The sequence below is a fragment of the Methanolobus vulcani genome (assembly GCF_900100715.1).
GTDB classification, from domain to species: Archaea; Halobacteriota; Methanosarcinia; order Methanosarcinales; family Methanosarcinaceae; genus Methanolobus; species Methanolobus vulcani.
Genome location: NZ_FNCA01000003.1, coordinates 234,106 through 251,185 on the forward strand (window position 1 = coordinate 234,106; position 17,080 = coordinate 251,185).

20 protein-coding genes are annotated in these 17,080 nt (G+C 42.4%); 7 read left to right on the forward strand and 13 right to left on the reverse strand.

The features are described from left to right. Positions 1 to 280 precede the first annotated feature (280 nt). The 7 genes from nifH to BLP52_RS06025 are packed head-to-tail and all read left to right on the forward strand — an operon-like array spanning position 281 to position 7,745. Complete coding sequence (gene nifH / locus BLP52_RS05995; protein WP_091709557.1) at positions 281 to 1,102, forward strand: nitrogenase iron protein; 822 nt, start codon at positions 281 to 283, stop codon at positions 1,100 to 1,102. Between the two features lie 23 nt (positions 1,103 to 1,125). Then, positions 1,126 to 1,443 (forward strand): P-II family nitrogen regulator, encoded by a 318-nt coding sequence (locus tag BLP52_RS06000; protein ID WP_091709558.1) that lies wholly within the window; start codon positions 1,126 to 1,128, stop codon positions 1,441 to 1,443. Positions 1,444 to 1,462: 19 nt separating this feature from the next. Beyond that, positions 1,463 to 1,840, forward strand: a complete 378-nt coding sequence (locus tag BLP52_RS06005) for a P-II family nitrogen regulator (protein WP_091709559.1) — start codon at positions 1,463 to 1,465, stop codon at positions 1,838 to 1,840. Then, positions 1,837 to 3,420 carry a nitrogenase molybdenum-iron protein alpha chain gene (gene nifD / locus BLP52_RS06010; RefSeq protein WP_091709560.1) on the forward strand — a complete coding sequence of 528 codons (1,584 nt, stop codon included), beginning with the start codon at positions 1,837 to 1,839 and terminating at the stop codon, positions 3,418 to 3,420. Before BLP52_RS06005 ends, nifD begins: the two co-directional genes overlap by 4 nt. Before the next feature lie 14 nt (positions 3,421 to 3,434). Further along, entirely contained in the window at positions 3,435 to 4,805 is a 1,371-nt protein-coding gene (gene nifK, locus BLP52_RS06015) for a nitrogenase molybdenum-iron protein subunit beta (protein WP_091709561.1), read from the forward strand. Between the two features lie 31 nt (positions 4,806 to 4,836). Further along, complete coding sequence (gene nifE / locus BLP52_RS06020) at positions 4,837 to 6,333, forward strand: nitrogenase iron-molybdenum cofactor biosynthesis protein NifE (protein WP_091709562.1); 1,497 nt, start codon at positions 4,837 to 4,839, stop codon at positions 6,331 to 6,333. Continuing rightward, positions 6,330 to 7,745 (forward strand): nitrogenase component 1, encoded by a 1,416-nt coding sequence (locus BLP52_RS06025; RefSeq protein ID WP_091709563.1) that lies wholly within the window; start codon positions 6,330 to 6,332, stop codon positions 7,743 to 7,745. Before nifE ends, BLP52_RS06025 begins: the two co-directional genes overlap by 4 nt. Positions 7,746 to 7,856: 111 nt before the next feature. Here BLP52_RS06025 and BLP52_RS06030 read toward each other — a convergent pair whose 3' ends face one another. The 13 genes from BLP52_RS06030 to BLP52_RS06090 form a co-directional block, all read right to left on the reverse strand. Then, positions 7,857 to 8,438 (reverse strand): nitroreductase family protein, encoded by a 582-nt coding sequence (locus BLP52_RS06030; protein WP_091709564.1) that lies wholly within the window; start codon positions 8,436 to 8,438, stop codon positions 7,857 to 7,859. Positions 8,439 to 8,468: 30 nt separating this feature from the next. Next, positions 8,469 to 8,816, reverse strand: coding sequence for a ferredoxin-thioredoxin reductase catalytic domain-containing protein (locus tag BLP52_RS06035; protein WP_091709565.1), 348 nt, complete (start codon positions 8,814 to 8,816; stop codon positions 8,469 to 8,471). A 6-nt stretch (positions 8,817 to 8,822) separates the two neighbouring features. Further along, positions 8,823 to 9,071 (reverse strand): glutaredoxin family protein, encoded by a 249-nt coding sequence (locus tag BLP52_RS06040; RefSeq protein WP_091709566.1) that lies wholly within the window; start codon positions 9,069 to 9,071, stop codon positions 8,823 to 8,825. Next, positions 9,068 to 9,403, reverse strand: a complete 336-nt coding sequence (locus BLP52_RS06045) for a Rieske (2Fe-2S) protein (RefSeq protein ID WP_091709567.1) — start codon at positions 9,401 to 9,403, stop codon at positions 9,068 to 9,070. The genes BLP52_RS06040 and BLP52_RS06045 overlap by 4 nt, the downstream gene beginning before the upstream one ends. Before the next feature lie 16 nt (positions 9,404 to 9,419). Next, positions 9,420 to 9,725: a Rieske (2Fe-2S) protein gene (locus BLP52_RS06050; protein ID WP_091709568.1), complete on the reverse strand. Its 306-nt coding sequence runs from the start codon at positions 9,723 to 9,725 to the stop codon at positions 9,420 to 9,422. Positions 9,726 to 9,749: 24 nt separating this feature from the next. After that, positions 9,750 to 10,064, reverse strand: coding sequence for a Rieske (2Fe-2S) protein (locus BLP52_RS06055; protein ID WP_091709569.1), 315 nt, complete (start codon positions 10,062 to 10,064; stop codon positions 9,750 to 9,752). Positions 10,065 to 10,134: 70 nt separating this feature from the next. Further along, a complete protein-coding gene (locus BLP52_RS06060) occupies positions 10,135 to 11,499 on the reverse strand; it encodes an MATE family efflux transporter (protein WP_091709570.1) in 1,365 nt (454 codons plus the stop codon). Between the two features lie 33 nt (positions 11,500 to 11,532). Further along, positions 11,533 to 11,976: a MarR family winged helix-turn-helix transcriptional regulator gene (locus BLP52_RS06065; RefSeq protein ID WP_091709571.1), complete on the reverse strand. Its 444-nt coding sequence runs from the start codon at positions 11,974 to 11,976 to the stop codon at positions 11,533 to 11,535. A 129-nt stretch (positions 11,977 to 12,105) separates the two neighbouring features. Further along, positions 12,106 to 13,062, reverse strand: a complete 957-nt coding sequence (locus BLP52_RS06070; protein ID WP_162272944.1) for a hypothetical protein — start codon at positions 13,060 to 13,062, stop codon at positions 12,106 to 12,108. Positions 13,063 to 13,253: 191 nt separating this feature from the next. Further along, on the reverse strand, positions 13,254 to 14,015 hold the full coding sequence (locus BLP52_RS06075) for a transglutaminase-like domain-containing protein (protein ID WP_154717798.1): 762 nt from the start codon (positions 14,013 to 14,015) through the stop codon (positions 13,254 to 13,256). 49 nt (positions 14,016 to 14,064) lie between these two features. After that, positions 14,065 to 14,328 carry a hypothetical protein gene (locus tag BLP52_RS06080; RefSeq protein WP_091709574.1) on the reverse strand — a complete coding sequence of 88 codons (264 nt, stop codon included), beginning with the start codon at positions 14,326 to 14,328 and terminating at the stop codon, positions 14,065 to 14,067. Positions 14,329 to 14,494: 166 nt separating this feature from the next. Further along, positions 14,495 to 15,724, reverse strand: coding sequence for an ABC transporter permease (locus BLP52_RS06085; RefSeq protein WP_091709575.1), 1,230 nt, complete (start codon positions 15,722 to 15,724; stop codon positions 14,495 to 14,497). Then, complete coding sequence (locus BLP52_RS06090) at positions 15,721 to 17,079, reverse strand: COG1361 S-layer family protein (protein ID WP_238380742.1); 1,359 nt, start codon at positions 17,077 to 17,079, stop codon at positions 15,721 to 15,723. The genes BLP52_RS06085 and BLP52_RS06090 overlap by 4 nt, the downstream gene beginning before the upstream one ends. Position 17,080: the final 1 nt, after the last annotated feature.

A 17,080-nucleotide genomic window follows, 5' to 3' on the forward strand; every position in this document is an offset into this window, starting at 1 on the left:
TTGCCAAAATAGGACAAAAAACACGGATTTTGTCTGAGATTGATAAAAATTAATTACTTTGAGAATAAAACACTGAAGTTGGCAAATAAAGCAACTTGATTCTGTTTTTCATTTTTGGTTAAAAAATAAACAAATGTAAATAAGCAATGATTTTATATATAGGAACATAGTACATAGGATTCCGTTGTACGTTACGAAATAACGCAGCTCCAATAATTAACACAGTCGTACAACAAACACAACAAAAAAACACATCAAATAAGTACAGAAGGAAAAGACCATGCGACAAGTAGCAATATACGGAAAGGGCGGAATCGGAAAGTCAACAACAACTCAGAATTTGACCGGAGCACTCGCCACCATGGGCAAAAAGATACTGTTAGTAGGATGTGACCCAAAGGCAGACTCTACAAGAATGCTTCTCGGAGGTCTTAACCAGAAGACAGTACTCGACACCCTCAGATCAGAAGGCGACGAATCTATCGAACTCGATAAGCTTATTCAGCCAGGTTTTGGCGGCATTAAGTGTGTAGAATCAGGTGGACCAGAACCTGGTGTCGGTTGTGCAGGTAGAGGTATTATCACCTCAATTGGTCTCCTAGAGAACCTCGGTGCATACGAAGAAGATCTCGACTACGTATTCTATGACGTACTCGGTGACGTAGTATGCGGAGGCTTCGCAATGCCAATCAGAGAAGGAAAGGCACAGGAAATCTACATTGTAGCCAGTGGTGAACTTATGGCTATCTATGCAGCAAACAACATCTGCAAGGGTATCCAGAAGTACGCAAAGGGCGGTGCACGTCTTGGAGGAATCATCTGTAACAGTAGGAATGTAGACGGAGAACGCGAACTTCTCGAAGCTTTTGCAGAAAGGCTTGGAAGCAAGTTGATCCACTTCGTACCAAGAGACAACATCGTACAGCGTGCTGAGATCAACAGAAAGGTTGTCATCGAGTTTGACCCTGAGAGTCAGCAGGCACAGGAATACATGACCCTTGCTAAGAACATCGAGGAAAATGATCTGTTTGTTGTCCCAACACCACTAGATATGGATGATCTCGAAGCAATGATGGTAGAATTCGGAATTATTGAACTCTAAATAGAATCAGAGGTGAAAAAACAATGCAGATGATTCGTGCAATAATCAGACCGGAAAAGGTAACTGATGTTGTTGAAGCTCTTGAAAAGGAAAGCTTTGTATCTCTCACCAAGTCCGATGTATTCGGAAGAGGAAAGCAGAGAGGAATACACACAGCAGAATTACAGTTTAATGAACTTCCAAAGACAATGCTCATGCTAGTAGTCGAAGATGGAGACAAGGACAAAGTCCTTGACATCATCAAGACTTCAGCTCACACAGGAAAGTACGGAGACGGTAAGATTTTCGTAAACCCGGTAGAAAGCGCATACACGATCCGTACAGGCGCAAGCGGACTTTAAATCCGTGGAGGGATCTCAAATGAAGGAAATAACGGCAATCATCCGTATGAACAAGGTGCATAAGACACTTGATGCCCTTGATGGATGCGGATACCCCTCATTCACCGTGGAAAAGGTGATGGGACGCGGAAAGCAAAGGGGATTATGCTTTGAATTTGATCCACCGCTCCCTGAACAGGAAGAACCAAACCTTACACACGTGCCATTCGTTCCAAAGAGAATGTTTACGATCATAGTGGATGACAAGGCAGCTGAGAAGGTAGTACAGAAAATAATCAAGATCAACCAGACAGGCCATGCAGGAGATGGAAAGATCTTCGTCACAGACATACCTGAAGCTTACAGAGTAAGAACTGGTGAATCAGGAGAAATGACCGTAGGGAGGAATGTGGAATGAGTTCTGAAGTAGAACATTCACAGAATGTCCTTGACGAAATGATGAAGGTCTACCCTGCAAAGACTGAAAAGGACAGAAGGAAGCACTTTACAGTAAAGGATTCCTGCGAAACAGAACAGCACATCGAAGCCAACGCAAAGACGGTCCCTGGTATTATGACAAACCGTGGTTGTGCTTATGCCGGCGGAAAGGGTGTGGTGATGGGACCTATTAAGGATATGGTTCACATCACACATGGACCAATTGGCTGTGGATATTACACCTGGGGGACCAGACGTAACATGGCCAAGGCAGAAGACGGCGGCGACAACTACCTGCAATACTGTTTCTCAACAGATATGAAAGAAACAGATATTGTATTCGGTGGTGAAAAGAAGCTCAAGGAAGCAATTGATGATGCAATGAGAATCTTCAAGCCAGGAGCTATCTCCATCAATGCAACGTGCCCAGTAGGACTTATCGGTGACGATATTGAATCCGTAGCACGTAATGCAGAAAAGGATTATCCTGGTTTAAAGGTACTGGCTCTTCGCTGTGAAGGATACAGAGGTGTAAGCCAGTCAGCAGGACACCACGTTGCAAGTAACGTGATCATGGAAGCACTTATCGGTACTGAACAACTTGAAAACCCAACACCATTTGACATCAACATCTTTGGTGAATACAACATTGGCGGGGACCTCTGGGAGATCAAGCCACTCTTTGAAAAAATAGGATACCGTATAGTTTCTAGTTTCACAGGAGACGGTTCATACCACAATCTTGCAAAGGCACACCAGGCAAAGCTCAGTATCCTTCTCTGTCACAGGTCAGTTAACTACACTAACCGTATGATGGAAGAGAAGTACGGAGTTCCATGGCTCAAGGTCAATTACATTGGTGTTGAAGGAACAAAGAAGTCACTCAGAAAGATGGCTGAATTCTTCGATGATGCAGAACTTACCAGGAAGACAGAAGAAATAATTGAAGAAGAAGTAGCAAAGATCCAGCCTGAACTCGAAAAGTACAGGAACAAGCTTCAGGGCAAGACAGCATTCATCTATGCTGGTGGTTCCAGGTCACACCACTACCAGAACCTCTTTGAAGATCTCGGAATGAAGGTACTTGTTGCAGGATACCAGTTTGCTCACCGTGATGACTACGAAGGAAGGCAGATTCTTGAAGGTATGAAGGAAAAGGCATCAAGTGGGATCCTTGAAGATCTCCACTATGAGAGAGATGAAAACTTCACACCAGCCATCAGTGAAGAACGTATGGCAGAACTCAAGGAAAAGCTTGGTCTTATGAGCTATGAAGGAATGCTACCGGAAATGAAGGATGGTGCTATCATGGTGGATGATCTGAACCATTACGAGACAGAATTCCTTATCAAGGAACTCAAGCCAGATCTGTTCTGTTCCGGCATCAAGGACAAGTACTGGGCACAGAAGATGGGAATCCCATCAAGACAGATACACTCATATGACTACAGCGGTCGTTACACCGGATTTACTGGTGTACTGAACTTCGCAAGAGATGTAGACATGGCAGTGAACAACCCAAGCTGGAAGCTCCAGAAGACTCCATGGAAGGGAGCATAAAGGAGGGCTGAAAAATGTTAGATTATACACCAAAGGAAAAGGTGGAGAGAAATGCACTGGTTGTTAACCCTGCAAAGATCTGCCAGCCTATTGGCGCAACATATGCTGCTCTGGGTATACGCAACTGTATGCCCCACAGCCATGGTTCACAGGGATGTCTTTCATACCTGAGAATGTGCCTTACAAGACACTTCAGGGAACCAACAATCGGTACAACCAGCAGTTTCTATGAAGGTACTGCTGTATTCGGTGGTGCATCAAACCTCAAGAAGTCACTTGAGAACATAGAAGCTGTATACACGCCTGAAGTTGTAGCGATTCACACAACCTGTCTCTCAGAGACAATCGGTGATGATGTCGGCTCGATCATTGAAGATGTAAAAGAAGAAGAACTCATCGACCCATCCATCAAGCTCTGTGCAGCATCAACACCAAGTTATGTGGGATCCCACGTAACAGGTTATGACAATATGGTAAAGTCATTTGTCACAACCTTTGCAACAAAGACAAAGCCAAACGGAAAGCTGAACGTAATTCCTGGTTTCGTAGATCCTGGAGACATTCGTGAGATCAAGAGATTACTCTCTATCATGAATATCCCAACAATTGTCTTCCCTGACCAGACAGATGTTCTTGATACCGGAATGGGAATGGAAAGAGAACTGTTTGCAAATGGCGGAACACCAATCGGTGACGTCGAAGACAGTGCAAACTCCATGGGTACCATCGCACTCTGCAGTATGGCAGGAGGCGCAGCAGCAAATGTATTCAAGAACAAGTTCAAGATGCCAGTACAGATAGGACCTGCACCAATAGGTGTACGCTTTACTGACAGGTTCATCATGAAGGCAGCTGAGCTTGCAAATGTAGCGATCCCACCTGAACTTGAACTGGAAAGGTCAAGGGTAGTTGACATGATGACAGATGCTCACCCACACTTCTATGGTAAGAAGGTAGCCATATTTGGTGACCCAGACATAATAGAGGGTCTCACAAGCCTTGTGCTTGAAATGGGAATGGAGCCTGTTGTAGTTCTTTCAGGATCAGTAAGCAAGGCTTACGTGGAAAGAGTCTCTGAGATGGTACACCCACTGTACCCTAGCGCACAGATCCTTGACGAAGCTGATCTTTTCACACTCCACCAGATCATAAAGAATGAGCCTGTAGACATGCTGATCGGTAACACCTATGGTAAGCACATCGCTCTTGCCGAGGATATCCCACTGATCAGGGTAGGGTTCCCAATCATGGACAGGGCAAACCTGCACCACTTCCCGGTCATGGGATACGCAGGAGCAGCTCGCATGATCGAGTGGATAGGAAACACTTTCCTTGACATCAAGGACAAGACAGTTCCTGAAGAAGAACTTGAGGTCGTTCAGTAACGACCTCACTATATATTTTTGGAGTGAGAACATGCCAGACATTACAAGCGTTATAAACACGCTGGATGAAAGACGGCCATACATAGAACTGAAGCAGGCAAACAAGTCTGGAGAACTTGCATGTGATAACACATCAATTGCAGGTTCAATGAGCCAGAGAGCCTGTGTATATTCAGGAGCACGTGTGGCACTTAATCCCGTAACCGATGCAATTCACCTCGTGCACGGTCCCATTGGTTGTGCAAGCTACACCTGGGATATCAGAGGAAGCCTGTCAAGTGACAAGGAAACCTTCCGTACCAGTTTCTCAACTGATATGAAGGAGCTTGATGTTGTATTCGGTGGCGAGAAAAAACTCTCAAAGAGCATAGACGAGCTGGTCGAGTTATACAACCCACCTGTCATCTTTGTCTATTCAACCTGTATTGTCGGTATAATCGGCGATGATCTCGAAGCCATTTGTAAGGAAGCAACCGAAAGGGTTGGAATACCAGTATTACCTGTTCAGTCCGAGGGATTCAAGGGTACAAAGTCCGATGGATATAAGGCGGCATGTCATGCACTTATGCAGCTTATCGGAACAAAGGAACCTGAAATAATATCTGAATACAGGATCAACATTCTTGGCGATTACAATGTGGCAGGAGACGTCTGGTTAGTAAAGCCCCTCTTTGAGAAGATGGGAATACAGGTAATTACTTCAATGACAGGAGATGCGACGGCAGATAGCATCTCAAAGGCACATGGAGCACAGCTGAATCTGGTTCAGTGTTCAGGTTCCATGACATATCTCGCGAAGTGGATGAAGAAGGAATTCGGGATTCCTTTCACAAAGGTCAGCTATTTTGGAATAGAGGATCTTGCAATAGCACTTAGATCAACTGCTGAATTCTTCGGTTCAGAAGAAATGATGAACATCGCAGAAGAAATAATCGAGCAGGAAACAAACAGAATAATGCCTGAAATTCAGGAAATCAGAAGCAGACTTGAAGGGAAGACTGCAGCAATTTACATGGGCGGGGCAGCCAAGGCATTAACATTGATAAAGGGCTTCCGTGAACTCGGAATGGAAGTCGTTATAATCGGTACACAAACCGGAAAGAGAGATGATTACAAGCAGATCAGTTACCAGGTAAAGGATGGAACTGTCATTGTAGATGACGCAAATCCACTGGAACTTGCAGATCTTCTGGTAAATCAGAAGGCAGACCTCATGGTTGCAGGTGTCAAGGAAAGATTCCTTGCTTACAAGCTTGGAGTGTCATTCTGTGACTTTAACCATGATAGAACAATTGAGTTTGAAGGTTACGACGGGTTCCTTAATTTTGCAAGGGAGCTTGATACATCTGTAAACAGTCCTGTGTGGAGATATGTTGGAAGCAAGATAGAGGACTCATATTCCGGTAGCAGCGGGGCAGAACAAACAACTGATTCAACTGCAAAAGCAGGAACAATCAAGAAGATAGAAGGGGAGAGCAATATGCAGGAAATTAGTCCCATTACATTTCAACAGGAGCCAGTGGCATGAGTGAACGTAACTACACCACTGTAAATCCTTGTATCATGTGCCAGCCTATTGGCAGTGTAATGGCTTTTAAGGGAATCGAAGATTCAATGGTCCTCTTACACGGATCACAGGGCTGCAGTACCTATATGAGACTGCACCTTGCACACCATTTCAGAGAGCCTGTGGACATCGGTTCAAGTTCATTGAGTGAGAAGGGAGCCGTGTATGGCGGAAGTGAGAACCTGAAGAAGGGACTTAAGAATATTATACTACGTTACAACCCGAAGGTCATCGGTGTCTCTACAACTTGTCTTGCAGAGACAATTGGAGATGACATTTCACGTATTATCAGTGAATTCAGAGAAGAGGAAGGTGTTGGTGATGAGAGAATTATCATCCCGGTCCCAACTCCAAGTTACGAGGACAGCCACAACAGCGGATACATAAAGGCTGTTGAAGCTATTGTCAAGACTTTTACTCTTGATGATTCAAAGAAGGCTATATTTAACAATAAGCTCAATGTCGTACTTTCAGAGAACATCTCTCCTGAAGACACAAGGGAACTTAAGCACTTATTTGACAGTATTGTGGGACAGAACTCATACATACTTCTCCCTGATATCTCTGAGACCTTTGATGCTCCTATGACAGGAGATCTTCATAAGATCCCACCAGGAGGAACAACTCATGCTGATATTGCAGACATGAAGAACAGTGCTGCAACCATCGGACTGGGAATTACCAATGATAACAAAGCGGTCAACTACCTTAAGCAGACTTTTGACATCCCTTCGCAGAATCTGCCCCTCCCGATAGGACTTGAATACACTGACAGGGTTTTGGCCGCATTGTCTAATATATCCGGGGCAGAAATACCAGACGAGTTCCAGAAGGAGCGTGGAAGGCTTATTGATGCCATGGTAGACTCTCACAAGTACGTTTACGGAACAAAGGTTGCTATTTACGGTGATCCTAACAACGTACTTGGAATGCTTTCACTTGTGCTTGAGAATGGAATGCACCCTATTCTTGTGGTTGCTTCCAGCAAGTCTCCAAGGTTTGCTGAACAGGCAATGGAAAGAGTAAAGCAGGTAAAGCCTGACTGTGATGTCACGATCCTTGAGGATGTTGACTTTGATACTTTCAACGACGCTGTCAAGAAGGCAAAGCCACAGATGCTCATAGGCAACTCAAATGGAAAGTACATTGCAAAGGAAATGAACATCCCATTGATTAGATTCGGATTCCCGATCCATGACAGAGTCGGTGCCCAGAGATTACTGACACTTGGATACAAGGGAGCAATGCGCATGCTTGACAGAATTACAAATACTATCCTCGAAGTTGAGGATACTGAATTAGCTGCGAAATGGTCTGAACCGGAAAGCTACGTTCCGCTCGGCGAAAGTAGCTTTCACTCCGCAGAAGCGTGAGGACGAAACCAAAAATGTGTAAGATAGATGCAGGATGAAAAACGTAAAGAAAGTCCTGCATTAACTTTTTTTCTTTTTTCTTTTGAATTAATAATCAGACATTTTTTCAACTTAGTCGACCCACACGATCGGAGGTTCTTTTTTAGGTGGTTCTTCGGTCACCTTCGATTCATAACCGAATACAATAGGTGCAATTACCCTGTAATCAGGTGTAATCCCTAGTTCCTCAAGTAGTTCAGCACTTTCCTGTACAAAACAGGCAGAACCTATCCAGCAACTGCCAATTCCCATTGAATGAGCTGCAAGCATCATATTCTCAGCACAAAGAGAACAATCATAGTCCGCAGTTATAGCTGCATTATTACCAAGAATAATGATCAGTACCGGAGCATTATAGAATATATCGAATTCTTCCATTGATAGATACTTTTTGAACTCTTCTATCGTTTCACCTGTAGCCTCTTCCAGCTTTGCCAGAAGACGTGGTTTACAGTGATCCGAGATACGTGTCATCATTTCACGATTTTTAACTACAACAAAAAACCAAGGCTGACTGTTAAAAGCCGATGGTGCATGGATACCGGCATCAATTATAGCCTTAATATCCTCATTATTTACATCTTCATCCGTAAACTCACGGACACTTCTCCGAGTCTTTATATTTTCAATTACAGCATTTTCTGCCACTCCCATAAATTCACTCCCCTATTCCTATTTACACTTTCAATTCTTATTTTTAGATTCCCGGAACTCTTTGAGCGAGATCTGCATCAGGCTGTCGGGATCCTCAACATCCTTATGGACGTAAAGACCGCACCAGCAGCGTCTCATTGCATCATAGTGTTCCCGGTGGAATGGAATACACGGACATACAAGTTTCATGTCATGTTCCCGCTCACCCGTAAGTCCCTGACAGGGACAGAACGGACTCCCCTTTTCTTTTTCAATATTGACTTCCTGTTCAAGCAGGAAACCAACCAGTTCCTCATCAGGACTGAACTTATATCCCAGAGGATCCACAACTTTTGAGAACATTGTTCTCAGTTGCTCTTTACGCTTCTCGTTATCCATAGTAGATCAAAGATCCAGTAATGTAGCGTATTTGTCAGGGTTATAACCAACTACAACCTCATCATCAATTTTCACAAACGGAAATGACATTTCAGAACCATGTGCAAGACAATCTTCCTTTATGGCTTCCTTGGTCTTGTCATCCGCTTTGTCATAATCAGTATATTCAAAGGGAATGTCATGTTCCCTGAAGAATTTCTTTGCCCTCATGCACCAGGGACAGGTGCTCAGGGTGTACATTACTACTTTCTTCATTTACCTGCACCTTCCATACTTAAATTTACAAAAACACCTTCTTCCATAACTTTGGTTTCATAGATAGGTACCCTGATCTCTTCTGCATCAAGGAATTTGCCTTCACGGACATCAAATCTCCAGTCATGACAGGGACATTTGATCACGTATTGTTCAAGAGTTCCCTTTGACAGAGGACACTCCATATGCGGACATTTGTTGGACATAGCAAAAAAGTCATCACCGACCTTAAGAACAAGCACCTTGTTGCCTTCTATAAGCAAAGGCTTCTTTTCGCCGTTATCAAGTTCATCTGCCTTTAGTGCAAATATCCAGTTATCTTCCTGTTTCATAGATATATTCCCGCTATCACACAAGGACAGATATATTTCCATCCTTTAGCTGTGTTTCATATACATTAACCTTGATCTTGTCTGATGCTACATATGCCCCGCTGCGCAGATCAAAGCTCCAGCTATGACAGGGACATTTGATAGAATGATCCATAAGGATGCCTCCCTGTAGAGGACAATTCATATGCGGACAACGATTCTCAATGGCAAATATTTCCCCGTCAACACGAATAAGGAGAATTCTTGTATCTCCTACTTCCACGGGTTTCATTTTGCCTTCTTTCACATCACTTTCACTTGCAGCTACAGTCCATGAAGTCATTTGTACTCTCCGTTCATGCGGATTTTAAAGAAGGACAAGTATTTCCCCGTCTTCAATCTTGTTCTCAAAGATAGAAAGCTCTTCGTCCTTATCTCCGAGATATTTACCGGACCTTATGTCGTATTCCCAACCATGGCACGGACATTTGAGCACATATTCTTCACTGAAAGTACCTTTTGATAAACGACAGCCCATATGTTTACATTTCCCGGAAAGGGAATATACAGTGTCATTCTTCCTGATAAGAAGTACAGGTGTCCCTTTCACCCTTGCAAACTCCATACTGCCTTCTTTAAGGTCATCGTCATTTATAGCAAAGAACCAGGATTTTTCCGGCATTTATATCTCCCATAAATATTCAGGGATTCAAAAATATAAATAGTTGTCGTGAAATAAAATGTAGCAACAATTATGCATTGCTACTACTTCTGTTCTGGAAATAACGATATTCTTTCCAGACAAGGAACATACTTATCATGGCAGCCATGAAATCAGATATTGGAAATGCCATCCACACTCCTGAAAGATCGAAATAGTATGGCAAAAGTATTACCAGAGGGATCAGGAACAGAATCTGACGGCACATTGAAAGGAAGAATGATGGTCTTGCCCTGCCAAGTGACTGGAAAAACGTTGTTCCGATCACATTCAGACCTATCAAAGGACTTGCCAGTACCATTATTCTCAGAGCTGATGCTCCGCTGTTGATAAGGTCAGTATCTGTGCTGAACATGCTGAAGAATGTTCCTGGAAACAGAGACAGCAAAATAAAACCTGCCAGTCCGAAAACAGTGGTGATCATCAATGACTTTTTAACAGACTCATTAACTCTCTCATAATTCTCTGCTCCGTAGTTATATCCGACAATTGGCTGCAGACCATGAGATATACCTATTATCGGCATTAGTATCAGCATTAACAATTTGATGGCAACACCAAATACAGCTATTGAAAGGTCTCCTCCATAGATGGCAAGTACGTTGTTAAGCACAAGCATCATGAAACTGTTGGATGCTCCCATAACAAATGAACCGAAACCAATAGTTGTTATATCTTTTATCAGGTCGAATTTTGGTTTGAAATTTGCCAGTTCAAGCTTAAGAGGGCTTTTGCCACTCATGTAGTAATAGAACAGATAGATTGTACCTGCCATTTGTGCAAGTACGGTTGCAAGAGCTGCACCCTTGACACCCATTCCAAATCCGAACATAAGTATTGCATCAAGGAAAATGTTCAGTACACCTGAAAAGACCATGTTGTTCATGGCAACTTTGGAATTGCCTTCTGCCCTTACAAGATTGTTAAGTACGAAACCAAATGTGAATGCCAGAGTTCCCTGCAATATAACAACAGCATATTCCTTTGCGTAGACAAGGTTATCAGCAGTCGCACCGAAAAGATTCAGTATCGTATCTACATTGAAGAAGAACAAAATCTGGAAAATTATACTGAGTATCAATGTGTAGGAAAAAACATTTCCAAGAGTTCTTTCAGCTTTGTTGACATCTCTGGAGCCCAGCAGACGTGAAATTACCGAGGAACCACCAACACCTATGCCTATGGAGATAGCCATCATTAGCATCTGAAGTGGAAAAGCAACAGCAACTCCTGCAATACCGAGTACGCTCTGCTCACCAAGTGCTCTTCCTACAAAGAAGGTATCTACAAGATTGTAGAATGCCTGTACAAGAAGCCCGATTATTGCTGGTGTGGCAAGCTGCCAGAGAAGCTTATTGATTTTCTCGGTACCTAAAAACTCACTTTTTTCATTCATGATGTTATCCTGATATCAATATTTGTTTTTCATTCATTTTGATGAATTTCTGTCAAATTCCTCAAGGGTATTTTTTGTTTTATCAAGGAGCTTTCTGAAAATATGCTCCTCTTCATCAGAGAAGTCTGAAAGTAGAATGTTATTCCATTCCAGAAGAGCAGCGTTTATCGCCGGAACAACTTCCCTGCCTTTGTCGGAGATGAAAACACGATACATTCTCCTGTCATTCTCATCCTTTTCACGATAGACATAGCCTTCTTTTTCAAGTGCTGTGATGACCCTGGTTGCCGTAGCTTTACTAAACTTGAGATAGCGTGCCAGGCATTCCTGAGAACAACCATCTTTATGTGCGAGTGTCAGCAGGAATGCAAACATCGGACCTTTCAGGTTATATGATTCAAGCGCATTCTCGATGTAATGGTGATTGTGCGAAAAGATGTATGCGATCTTTGCACCGATTCTTTCAGACTGTCTCATATTATTCCCGTTTTAATTGGTTTCGTGTGAAACCAATTAGTTTAACGTGAAACTAATATATAAAGATAATCTAAATGAAAAATAAAAAAAGAAGAAAATATAGAATTCCTGAATGGTTATTCTTCGAAGTTATTTGGTGAACCTAGATATTATCAACAGACAGAGAATGAGCATGATAGAAGTGAAACCCGGCGTGGTTTGTGAAGTTTCTTCACCATTTTCAGTCGTTTCATTGTCGGCGGTATTTTCCACCGTTTGAGATGAATCCTCTTCCATGGGAGGAATTTCTTCTACCAGAGCCTCATCTGTTTGTAACGGCATGTCCCACACAAAAACAACCGGAATATCACTTATGCCCGCTTCTTCAAAGTGCTCTTCGATTATCAGATATATTTCATTTAGAGATGAATCATTGACTTTATCTGGTGTCTCTTTATTGACTCCCACTTCAATGTATCCACTGTATTTTTTGAATCCGAATGACAGAAGAGGTCCATCTTGAGAAGCAAAATGGGATTCCAATTCAAATACATGCCTAGCTTTATGAACTTTCTCAGACCATTTCAGCCATTCATCTTCATCAGCAAATACCGGAACATGGCCCATAGAAGCTACAAATCCTGAACTGTCTTTTGCCTTTTCAAATGCATCAGGGTCGTATTCAAATTTAAGATACTCTTCATCTTCTGCCCACATAAAAACAACGGGAACTTCACTTAAACCTGTATTTTCTTCACAATGAGCTTCTATTTTCTGATACAACTTATCGATTCTGGAATCGTTTATCTCTCCTTTGTATTCAGATTTCAACTCAACTATTATGAACTCACTGCATGCAAAAGTTCTTATGGCTTCATCAAATTTATAGTAAGAATACGAATCGGGGAGACTTGCACAACAATTGTGAATTATATTTCTCCATTCCTGGTCAATTGTGTCTGTAAAAGTACCTTTGCTTGTTATGAAATGAGGGTCTTCAGCGTATTCTTCAAACGCTTCAGTTGCTGCACTCGCATAGCCAATTGAGAGCAATGAAACAAGAAATAGAATCATTAAATGCTTCCACATTTTATTAGTTACAACCATTATGCCACCACAAAAATTCAAGCATGGTTAATACAACAAACATGCTGAAGAATGTTGCAAATATATGTTTAATTCCATCACTTTGATGTAAAAACACACGTATTTGCATCAAAATAAGATCTCTTTGTCAACATATAAATATATTTGAAATTCAAAGGTTTTTTTAATAAAATAAAAAAAGAAGAAAATGCTCAGTTATAACTGGAAGGTGTTTCATCCCAGTTATCCGGAGCATCTCCTGTACCTGACGTTACGTCCATAAAGTATTCATTGTTATAATAGTACCATAGTTCTATGACAGAGTAATCTTCATCCTGGAAATAATCGAAGTCTATATCCTCATAGTCATCAGGATAAACTACTTTTTTCAGGTCATCGTCATAATATGGACCTACAGTCGGATCCAGAGGGAACCATTCTCCGTCCTCGTAGACCTCTACCCATGCATGTCCGCCGGTACTGCCGTCGAAATCCACAAGACCTATGGCAACCCTTACTTCGCTCTCATCATATTCACCGGAGCCTATAAGCAGTGATGTCAGAGTGTTAGCCTGATCTTCACAGTCACTTACTATCTCACCTGGAACAGGGTTTGAATCATAATCCGGGGTTTCCTCAAGGAACTCAGTTGGAGTTAACCATTTTTCCTGCTGCCCGTTCAGGGTCATGTCAGATACCCATATCCATTCAACTGCAGCTTCATATATCTCATCCTCATCATCGAGGTCTTCACCGTCAAGATAATCCTGAACTGCATCTGCATAAGGGGTGACATATTCCTGAAATTCAGAGACATCGGTCACCGAGAATGTTTTCTCCTGCAGGAAATTCCTGAGCTCTTCCCTGTCAGTCATTTCCTGTTGCATTCTTGGAACTGCTTGCATAGGAACATTCTGAACCGGAACAGTTGAAGGAGCAATATTCGTTCCACCCTGCTGACCCTGTTGTCTCATATTCTGCATGTTCTGGTTTTGCATATTATTGTTATTATTCTGTGGGGGTTTAGTAAGATTGTGGAGTTTGCATATTTTGAGAAGTCTGAATCTGACCCTGATTAAATCCTAATCTCTGGGCCATATTAAAATTAAAGAACTGCTGGCTGATCACATATATCTGCTGGGCTTTTACCTGTATGCGACCTGAAACACCATCCTCTATGGAAAAAGAAGAAAAGGAGAGAGCTGCATCGTCATTTTCAGCAGCAACAGAATAAGCCAAGAACATAAGTAAAAACGCCACAAATGTTGACAATACCAGTTTCTTCATAGCATTTCACCTAATTTTCTATACGATCCTCTATCATTCACGTTTATTTTTTCCTTACTTACCCCACTTGTTCCTGAATTATAGCAAAGGGATCATATGAAGCAATTCAAAACTCAAGCTTCATATGAAACCTGTATTCCTTTCAGGAGAGGAATCTTTAGTTTATTTATTCGTATCTCAGTGCATCGACCGGCTTCATCTTTGAAGCATTATATGCCGGGATAATACCAGAGAGCACTCCAATGACAACTGCAATGGAAATACCCAGCACCATCAGATATGGAGCAACGGTCATGCCCATGGATGAACGCATAATGGATATTCCAAGATACGGCATCAACGATGTAAGTACGAGACTCAGCACTATACCGAGCACACCTCCTACAAAGCCTACAAGAGCTGAATTGAACAGGAATATCATCATGATGTCCTTGTTCTTGGCACCTATAGCCTTCATTGTGCCAATCTCTTTGGTCTTTTCCAGAACTGATGTGAACATTGTGTTCGCTATTCCCACTGAACCCACTATAAGAGAGACACCAGCTATAGCTCCAAGGAACAATGTCAGTGATGACATCATCTCACTTGCGGATTCGGCTCTTGACAATGAATCGGATACACTGAAATCTCTATCCTTTTCATTGACGATATGTCTGGATATCATAAGTTTATCCTCAGTAGCATTGACAACCGATGCCACGTTATCAACATCATTGGCCTTTAACACAATGGTATTGTATACATTTGCCTCTGCATCAGTAATAACGTCCACTGCCGCATCTATCGGCATGATAATAGCATTATCGTCTTCACCGGAGGCTAATATGCCTATGACTCTGACAGACTTACCGTTGACAGTGATCACACGATTCAGTCCTATCTCATTATCATACATAGTATGAGCTACTCTGTAACCTATAACAGCTACGTATTTGTCTGTGGGCTGGAGCAATCTCCCGGACTCCACATCATACGTCACCATATAACTCCAGACCTGAGGATCAACTCCGGTAATAGAGAGACTGGCTGACTTGCCCATAAAATACACATCTTCACTACCGGAGATCTCCCCATCTATATATGTGACATTCTGAAGCAATTTCAACGTCGTTATATCTTTGTTAGTAAGCGTTGCATCAGAAGAGGAGGAGGAAGACGAGAAATCTCCCGGGCCTCCAAATGACATAGCCCTTGTATAGCCTGGTGTTACTCTTATAAGCGTAAGGTCCATGTCAGCAAATCTACTTTGCATATCTGCAGCCATACTGTCACTGAGTGACATTATAGTAACTACTGCTCCAACGCCAATAACGATACCTATTATAGTTAGCCAGCTTCTGACCTTACTGTGTACCAGAATATTTGCAGCAAGCTTAATATAGGTACTTCGTCTCATTGATTGTCCTTCTTCAGTATTTTGTTTTTCAGTTCCCTCAATTGGACACCAAGCGGTTCATAGGTTCCTTCTTTCATCATTTTTTTCTTTCTATAGTAATATGCTCCTCCTACAACTACAACGACAAGAAGACCATATTCAAGATAAGTGGTGGTACTGGATGAACTGCGACTGCTTGGTCCTGCTCCGGAATATGAACTTGCGGTCATAGACCCTCCTGACAGTCCTTCTATCTGAACAGTCTTCTCAACAGAACGCCTCTGACCGGCAGAATCTGTGTATTCGATAAGAACAAGGAGATCGTTCTGTGACATGCTACTTTGAGCGTATTGTGATTCTGTCACATTTCCTCCGGGCATTCCTGAAGGTCCTGAAGAGCCCATCTGTGGTGATGAGCTATTTGCAGACATTGATCCTGTCTGTGAGATCGAGAAGGAAGTGATAGTATAGTCACCTTTTTCGAGGTTACCTACAATCGTAGAAGTACTTCCAGTAGCTTGAAAATTCTGCTGATCCGGTATTGAGACCTTAACAGAATAAGCCTCATTGTTACCTACGTTTGCAAGAGACAGAGAGACTTCACCCGCACTGCTCTCTGAGTAACTCAGATCAAAATCCGTAGTGCCTCCTACAAACAGACCAGCTTTAGTATTTATGGTTGTGCTGTTGGAATTATAATCTTCGAATTTCAGAGTGATGTCAAGCTGATACAATCCAGGATTTGCATTCACATCCGCCATTACAGAATATGAAACGCTTACCGACTGGTTAACACCAAGATAACTTATGTACTTAGTATTGGATGAGTATACAGGCAGGATTACTCCTGTCGATTCATCCCATGAAACAGCCATGTTCTTGAGCGGTGAAGTACCAGTATTTGTTATCACGAATTCCAGAGGTTCCACGGTTGCAACATCAATGTTAGATTCACTGATAGTAACTATCTGTGCATACTCTTTGCCCTTTATATCAATACTGACTTTTGTCGATACACTTGAACTTGATTCACTGTCGGTGACTAGTACATCCAGATCATAAGTGCCTTCCGAAACATCCGGATCAACCTTTAGTTTGAATTTAAGAAGTGTTGCATCAGCTGTGTCCTGACGGGCTTCAAGGAATGATATTTTCTGTGAAAGGGACTCGCCTTCTACCTGGGAGAAGGGATATTGCGGATCTATTGAAACCACTACATTTGAGAGATCCTGGTTTCCTACATTCTGAACACTGAAAGTGAGCTCTACTGTTTCACCGGGCCTTGCAGGACTGGGGCTCTGGGTCATCAGATCCACCTGAACCCCGGAAATGGCGGCGTTCAAATCTGCCGATGCATCTGATATCGGCAAAACCATT

Coding starts and splice junctions, on each gene's coding strand:
- nifH (WP_091709557.1), top strand. CDS start 281: ATGCGACAAGTAGCAATATACGGAAAGGGCGGAATCGGAAAGTCAACA.
- BLP52_RS06000 (WP_091709558.1), top strand. CDS start 1,126: ATGCAGATGATTCGTGCAATAATCAGACCGGAAAAGGTAACTGATGTT.
- BLP52_RS06005 (WP_091709559.1), top strand. CDS start 1,463: ATGAAGGAAATAACGGCAATCATCCGTATGAACAAGGTGCATAAGACA.
- nifD (WP_091709560.1), top strand. CDS start 1,837: ATGAGTTCTGAAGTAGAACATTCACAGAATGTCCTTGACGAAATGATG.
- nifK (WP_091709561.1), top strand. CDS start 3,435: ATGTTAGATTATACACCAAAGGAAAAGGTGGAGAGAAATGCACTGGTT.
- nifE (WP_091709562.1), top strand. CDS start 4,837: ATGCCAGACATTACAAGCGTTATAAACACGCTGGATGAAAGACGGCCA.
- BLP52_RS06025 (WP_091709563.1), top strand. CDS start 6,330: ATGAGTGAACGTAACTACACCACTGTAAATCCTTGTATCATGTGCCAG.
- BLP52_RS06030 (WP_091709564.1), bottom strand. CDS start 8,438: ATGGGAGTGGCAGAAAATGCTGTAATTGAAAATATAAAGACTCGGAGA.
- BLP52_RS06035 (WP_091709565.1), bottom strand. CDS start 8,816: ATGGATAACGAGAAGCGTAAAGAGCAACTGAGAACAATGTTCTCAAAA.
- BLP52_RS06040 (WP_091709566.1), bottom strand. CDS start 9,071: ATGAAGAAAGTAGTAATGTACACCCTGAGCACCTGTCCCTGGTGCATG.
- BLP52_RS06045 (WP_091709567.1), bottom strand. CDS start 9,403: ATGAAACAGGAAGATAACTGGATATTTGCACTAAAGGCAGATGAACTT.
- BLP52_RS06050 (WP_091709568.1), bottom strand. CDS start 9,725: ATGACTTCATGGACTGTAGCTGCAAGTGAAAGTGATGTGAAAGAAGGC.
- BLP52_RS06055 (WP_091709569.1), bottom strand. CDS start 10,064: ATGCCGGAAAAATCCTGGTTCTTTGCTATAAATGACGATGACCTTAAA.
- BLP52_RS06060 (WP_091709570.1), bottom strand. CDS start 11,499: ATGAATGAAAAAAGTGAGTTTTTAGGTACCGAGAAAATCAATAAGCTT.
- BLP52_RS06065 (WP_091709571.1), bottom strand. CDS start 11,976: ATGAGACAGTCTGAAAGAATCGGTGCAAAGATCGCATACATCTTTTCG.
- BLP52_RS06070 (WP_162272944.1), bottom strand. CDS start 13,062: ATGGTTGTAACTAATAAAATGTGGAAGCATTTAATGATTCTATTTCTT.
- BLP52_RS06075 (WP_154717798.1), bottom strand. CDS start 14,015: ATGAGACAACAGGGTCAGCAGGGTGGAACGAATATTGCTCCTTCAACT.
- BLP52_RS06080 (WP_091709574.1), bottom strand. CDS start 14,328: ATGAAGAAACTGGTATTGTCAACATTTGTGGCGTTTTTACTTATGTTC.
- BLP52_RS06085 (WP_091709575.1), bottom strand. CDS start 15,724: ATGAGACGAAGTACCTATATTAAGCTTGCTGCAAATATTCTGGTACAC.
- BLP52_RS06090 (WP_238380742.1), bottom strand. CDS start 17,079: ATGGTTTTGCCGATATCAGATGCATCGGCAGATTTGAACGCCGCCATT.